General features: G+C 53.7%; 1 protein-coding gene. It reads left to right on the top strand.

Going from position 1 to position 1874, the window contains the following annotated elements; genetic code table 11:
• Nucleotides 1-547: 547 nt before the first annotated feature.
• The gene (gene ltrA / locus FJM65_RS21045; RefSeq protein ID WP_140456474.1) at nt 548-1786 is read left to right on the top strand and encodes a group II intron reverse transcriptase/maturase; all 1239 of its coding nucleotides are present in this window, start codon (nt 548-550) and stop codon (nt 1784-1786) included.
• Nucleotides 1787-1874: the final 88 nt, after the last annotated feature.

The raw sequence follows: 1874 nt of genomic DNA, 5'->3' as shown, positions 1-1874 counted from the left end.
GTGGTGGTGTGTCACGAACAAAGAACACGAGTGCTTCTTTGGTGCTGTGCAAATGATGAGGGCAGGCCCCTCGGAGCCGGTATTCAGGTGCAGGCTCCAAACCGCCTTGTGCGGCTTTGCTTAAAAGGCATGGTCGTGAGCGACAAGGAAAAGTTACCAGAAAGGTAGCAGGTAGGTGTTAAGGAGACGAACGCAAGTGAACTGCTGAGGAAGTGTCGTTAGCGAATAAGTGATGTCAAAACCGGGAGTCACCACTATCCCGGGACAAGCATGAGGGCAACCTGGCTACTGCTCATGCGGCATCCGGCATTAAGGCAGCGTGACCTTAACATAGGCATTTGCACGGAACGTGAGAACGTGTCGTCCTGATGACAAGGGAGAAGCTCAAGTGGCAGACCCACAAGAGCGAGAGTACCGAGGCAGGGCACGCGGGCGGAACATCCCGTAGTAGTGAGGAAGTCCCTGTAATGGGGATGGAGCGAAGGGGGTGTATTATCCAGTTTTTATCACGAAGAAAACTGCAGGTAAGTCTGCAGGAGGTACTGACATGATTAAGACAAAACCATTTACAATCTCAAAGCACCTGGTGCACCAAGCCTACCTGCGGGTAAAACAAAACGGAGGTAGCGCAGGCGTGGATGGGCTAGGCCTCGAGGAGTTCGAGCAAGACAGCAGAAACCACCTTTACCGGTTATGGAACCGGATGAGCTCGGGTAGCTACATGCCCTCACCCGTACTGTTGGTAGAAATACCAAAGAGCGGAGGAGGCACACGCCCTTTGGGTATCCCAACTGTCACAGACCGCATCGCCCAGATGGTAGTCACCATGACACTGGCTCCCGTGCTGGAGTCGGTATTCCATAATGACTCCTATGGGTACAGGCCGGGCAAAAGCGCACTGGATGCGGTGGGCAAAGCCAGGCAGCGGTGCTGGCGGCAGGACTGGGTCCTGGACCTGGACATCAAAGGCTTTTTCGACAGCATTCCGCACGAGTTGCTCCTAAAGGCAGTGCGTAGGCACACAGCCTGCAAATGGGTACTGCTCTACATCGAGCGGTGGCTCACAGCCCCTGTGCAGCAAAGGGATGGGATAACTACAGAAAGGACAAAGGGCACTCCGCAGGGAGCAGTCGTTAGTCCGCTGCTGGCCAACCTCTTCCTGCACTACTGCATGGACGAGTGGCTGCGGATAAACTATCCGTCCTGCCCGTTCGAGCGGTACGCAGACGACTGTGTGATACATTGCAGTACAGAGCAGCAGGCGACAGAGCTAAAAGAAGCGTTGGCAGAAAGGCTAAAGGCGTGCGGACTGGAAATGCATCCCGAAAAGACCAAAATTGTTTACTGCAGAGACGAGGACCGACGCAAAACTTACCCGAACATGTCTTTCGATTTTCTTGGTTACACATTCAGAAGCAGGAAGTCTAGGAACAGGAAGGGTAAGTTCTTTACGGGTTTCTTACCGGCAGTGGGCGACAAGGCCAAAAAGGCCATCCGGCAAAAGATAAGGGGGTGGAAGCTGACAAGTAGAAGTGGCAGCAGCCTGACAAGGCTGGCAGAGGAAACAAACCCTGTCGTCAAAGGGTGGATAAATTACTACGGACACTTCTACAAATCGGAACTACAGGAGGCACTGGGATATTTGAACCTTGTTCTCAAGAGTTGGGCCAGGCAGAAATATAAGAAACTGCAGGGCCGTAAAGTCAGGGCGAGTAAGTGGCTGGGGAGGATGGCTAAGGCCATTCCGAACCTGTTTGCGCACTGGCAGCTGGGAGTAAGGCCGTGAAGGTTGGATAATAGGAGCCGTGTAAGGCGAGAGTCTTACGCACGGTTCTGTGAGGGCGTAAGGGGGAGGTTCCCTTGCGCTACTCGAC

Source organism: Pontibacter mangrovi (genome assembly GCF_006385705.1).
Taxonomy (GTDB): Bacteria; Bacteroidota; Bacteroidia; order Cytophagales; family Hymenobacteraceae; genus Pontibacter; species Pontibacter mangrovi.
Note: the sequence above shows the minus strand (reverse complement) of the source record. Positions and strands in the feature narration are given on the sequence as shown.

Excerpts from the sequence above, each read along its gene's own strand:
- ltrA (WP_140456474.1), top strand. The coding sequence starts at position 548 with ATGATTAAGACAAAACCATTTACAATCTCAAAGCACCTGGTGCACCAA.